The organism is Dialister sp. CAG:357 (assembly GCF_000435155.1).
Taxonomy (GTDB): domain Bacteria; phylum Bacillota; class Negativicutes; order Veillonellales; family Dialisteraceae; genus Dialister; species Dialister hominis.
Genome location: NZ_FR896365.1, coordinates 1 through 3,944, shown reverse-complemented (window position 1 = coordinate 3,944; position 3,944 = coordinate 1). Strand labels below are relative to the sequence as shown.

At 51.4% G+C, this 3,944-nt stretch carries 2 protein-coding genes and 1 pseudogene; 1 reads left to right on the top strand and 2 read right to left on the bottom strand.

The features are described 5' to 3' along the window. Positions 1–915 precede the first annotated feature (915 nt). Entirely contained in the window at positions 916–2,100 is a 1,185-nt protein-coding gene (locus M3200_RS01155) for a nucleotide sugar dehydrogenase (protein WP_022381706.1), read from the top strand. 79 nt (positions 2,101–2,179) lie between these two features. On the opposite strand, the gene M3200_RS01150 is transcribed toward M3200_RS01155, so the two are convergent. Continuing rightward, the gene (locus M3200_RS01150) at positions 2,180–2,566 is read right to left on the bottom strand and encodes a metal-dependent transcriptional regulator (protein WP_022381705.1); all 387 of its coding nucleotides are present in this window, start codon (positions 2,564–2,566) and stop codon (positions 2,180–2,182) included. 390 nt (positions 2,567–2,956) lie between these two features. Then, a pseudogene (locus M3200_RS01145) lies at positions 2,957–3,944 on the bottom strand (heme anaerobic degradation radical SAM methyltransferase ChuW/HutW); the annotation flags it as partial.

Sequence of the window (3,944 nt, the reverse complement as noted above, 5' to 3'; positions counted from 1 at the left end):
CCAGAATGGTCCAAAAAAATATCCGCACCCCCAAATGAACCTCCTCAGGCGACTCTGTCGCCAGCTCCCCCTACGGGGCAAGCTCAAAAAAAAAACTTAAACCGAACTTCGTTCGAGAAATGCTAAAGGCAGTATTTACCTAATTTTGTCACAGCTTTTTTTGGATGGCCATATTATGGAAAGCCCAAGAGAATGGAAATCTGGAAAAATCTTTTTCTCAGGCGTTTTCCCTTATTCCGTCACTCCGGTCTTTGCCATAAGTTTCCGGATCAGGATTTCCTGTCTGGCGAGTTTAATATCTGAAGCAGCATCCGTCTTTGAGTGTACGGAAATTTCCAAATCTTGCTGTCAGTATAAATGAAATCAGTCTCCAAGAGAAATCGTAATCACCAATAGGTTCTTTCCAGCCTGCTATAAGCGTTTGTGCCATCTTCAAGAAATCCCAGCAAAAAAGACTCCTAGTCGGAAACCAGAAGTCTTTTTCACCGCCGTCGTCCATGATGGAGAGTGGGACGATGGCACACCCGTCTGCAGCCGGGATTACGGGCTGCGCGGTATGGAGACGCAGCCGTCAAGGCGGAAGGTTCATCCAGGGAGGGAGCAGACGGGCAATATGGATGGTCCCGCAGCGGACCGGGGAGTGAAAACGTAAGTTTAACTGTCCGGCCGCGGGGCGGTCCTTCGGCAGGGCGCCTGACCCGGGAAGGATTCGCTGATAGATGCACTTTGTTTGCATCTCCTGCCATCTATAGTATAAACCAATTTTTTATTTAGATAAAATCGCAGTATTTCATAAGGTCCCCTCTCTTCTTGAATAAGCGTTAAAACCTAACGATTTTCACCCTATTTCTCCTGCTAAAGGCCAGAAAAGAGTGTATAATAAAAGGGATAATTTCTTCAGAAAGAGGGCTCACCATGAAAATCGCAATTGCAGGCACAGGCTACGTTGGCCTCTCCAATGCCATCCTCCTCTCCCAGCACCACAAGGTTACTGCCGTGGACGTCATCCAGGAAAAAGTGGATATGGTCAACAGGAAGGAATCCCCGATTGTCGACGATTACATCGAAGACTACCTGGCGCACAAGGATCTCGACCTCACCGCCACCATGGATGGCGACAGCGCGTACAGGGACGCAGACCTGATCGTCATCGCCGCTCCGACGAACTATGACACAGAGACGAACCACTTCGACACATCGGCCGTCGAAGCCATCCTCTCCCAGATCCAGCGCGTCGGCTCCAAGGCCATCGTCGTCATCAAATCCACCATCCCGATCGGATACACCCAGGAAATTTCCGCCGTCTATCCTGACCTTTCCATTCTCTTCGCGCCGGAATTCCTCCGCGAAGGCAAAGCTCTCTACGACAACCTCTACCCGTCCCGTATCATCGTCGGGATCCCGAAAGGAAAAGAAGCCCTCCGCCCCGAAGCAGAAAAATTTGCAGCCCTGGAACAGGAAGGCGCTGTCCGCGAGAACATCCCGGTCCTCATCACAGGATCTTCTGAAGCAGAGTCCATCAAACTCTTCTCCAACACCTTCCTCGCCATCCGCGTTGCCTACTTCAATGAAATCGACACCTATGCCGAAGAAAAGGGCCTGAATACCGCTGACATTATCAAAGGCATGGGCTACGACCCCAGAATCGGAGACTTCTACAACAATCCGTCCTTCGGCTACGGCGGATACTGCCTGCCGAAAGACACCCGCCAGCTCCTCTCGAACTTCGAAGGCATCCCGGAAACCATGATCCGCGCCGTCGTCGATTCCAACGAGACAAGGAAATCCTTCATCGCTGACCGCATTGCCGCCAGAAATCCGAAGAAAGCCGGCATCTACCGCCTCATCATGAAGAGCGGCAGCGACAACTTCCGCTCTTCCGCCATTCAGGGCGTCATCGAGCGTCTGAGGGACAAGGACATTCCCCTTCTCATCTACGAACCGTCTTACAAGGGAGACTCCTTCATGGGCATCCCCGTCACCAAAGACCTTCAGCAGCTCAAGGATGAATGCGACATCATCCTCACCAACCGCGAAGAAAAAGACCTCGAAGACGTCAAGGATAAAGTCTACACCAGAGACCTCTTTACCAGAGACTAAGGAACCCTATAGTAAAAGCAAAAAGAACTATTGTGAAATGAAAAATCACTTCGCAATAGTTCTTTTTATTGTCCAATCTTTATTTCTGCGTTTCTTCCTTTTTCAGCCTGTCATATTCCTTCTTCAAGGCCGCAAAGGTTTCATCGCTGATATCATGCTCGATCTTGCATGCATCGTCGAGGGCGTGCTTTTCGGAAACGCCCATGGATTCCAGAATGTAGGAAAGGACCTGATGCCTTTCATAGATCCGCTCGGCGATCGTCTGTCCTGCCTCCGTCAGATGGATGCAGTTGGATTCATCCACCGTAATCAAGCCTTCCTGGCGAAATTTCTTCATGGCAATGCTGATCGTGGGCTTGGAATACCCCATTTCATTGGCCACGTCGATGGATCTCACTGTTCCAAGGCGCTTCTTCAATACAAGGATCGTCTTCATATACATTTCCGTTGCTTCATGTACTTCCATGAGATCACCTGCTTTCGTCAAGAATCATTTTATCATCCATGCTGTATTTTACCATACAGTGTATCTATTATAACTTTTCGCCCCCTGTATAGCAAACCGATGGGCATGGGGCTTGGGCATAGAAAATCCCGGAAAATGCGCGTTCCCTAGTGCCGCTAATACTTGCCTTCCCAGACGGGGAAGGTGCCCGAAGGGCGGATAGGGTTGATTACCTCGCAGCGGAGCTGCGGTTTTGTTGTTCCCCTTCAGCTTATCATCTGCCATCCAAGTTGATTAATTGGCTGAACGCTAGAATATATCCCATCAAAAAGGACCGCGGCAAAATGATGGCACATTTTGCCACAGCCCCAATTTTATGTTTCCAGGCGAACCGCCTGTCAGGAAACAGCACTATCCCTGTGCGGCGATTCTCCTGTGCTGGATTTCCGTTTCTTCTCCCATGAGATGGTTCACGCTTTCAAGGAGTGTCTGCGTCATATTGACCTGCCAGAACTGATTGGCTTCGGTCAGCTGGTACAGGTAGCCGTTATGCTTCCAAAGGCCGTAGTCTTCCCACAATGGTCCCAGGAATTCCATGCTGGCCAGTTTTTCTTCCCTCTGGATCAGTTTATCAAGGTTGAGCCTGCTCTGATTCATCTGCCCCTGGATATCTTCTTTTAGATGGGCATTGGGCGACTGGTTCATCAGGAACATCATCGGTTTTCTTCCTTCATCGATGGCCTTTTCATAGGCCGGAAGCCTGCGGTCGAGCATGGTGGAAAGACCGTCGACATGGCCGCCAGCCCCGCAGCCAAAGGGGAAGAGGTGCGTACCGAAGCGGGCCTGCGTATTGTAGAGGCTCCGCTCCCTGTTGTTCCTTGCCCAGTGGCAGAAACTGAGGCGCTTGTATCCCTGTGCGTCGAGGTAATTCTTGCCGAAGGAGAACATGGCAGACTGCACCTGCGTCGGTGCGGCCGGAGGGCGTTTCCCTCTCTGGATGGCCAGATTGAGGTCGCTGTGTTCAAAGACATTCAGCTGGTAGAGATCAGCACCGTCGATGCCCGATTCCACGAGCGTTTCCACGTCCTTGTGCCACACGTCCATCGTTTGGTACGGCAGCCCGTACATGAGGTCGATGACGACAGCGCACTGGTTGTAGGACAGAAGCTCCTGCAGGTGGGAGAATACCGTCTCCCCGTCGTCGATGCGGCCCACGGCCTGACGGACCTTCGTATCGAAGGACTGCACGCCGAGCGACATGCGGTTCACGCCGTTTCTGAACCATACGTCCATCTTCTCCGGGACGAGGTCATGCACACGGCCTTCGAAGGTGAGTTCGTAGTCATTGGCAAGCGGCAGACATCTCTGGATCGTGGAAAGAAGGCGGCCTGCATTTTCA

Excerpts from the sequence above, each read along its gene's own strand:
- M3200_RS01155 (WP_022381706.1), top strand. The coding sequence starts at position 916 with ATGAAAATCGCAATTGCAGGCACAGGCTACGTTGGCCTCTCCAATGCC.
- M3200_RS01150 (WP_022381705.1), bottom strand. The coding sequence starts at position 2,566 with ATGGAAGTACATGAAGCAACGGAAATGTATATGAAGACGATCCTTGTA.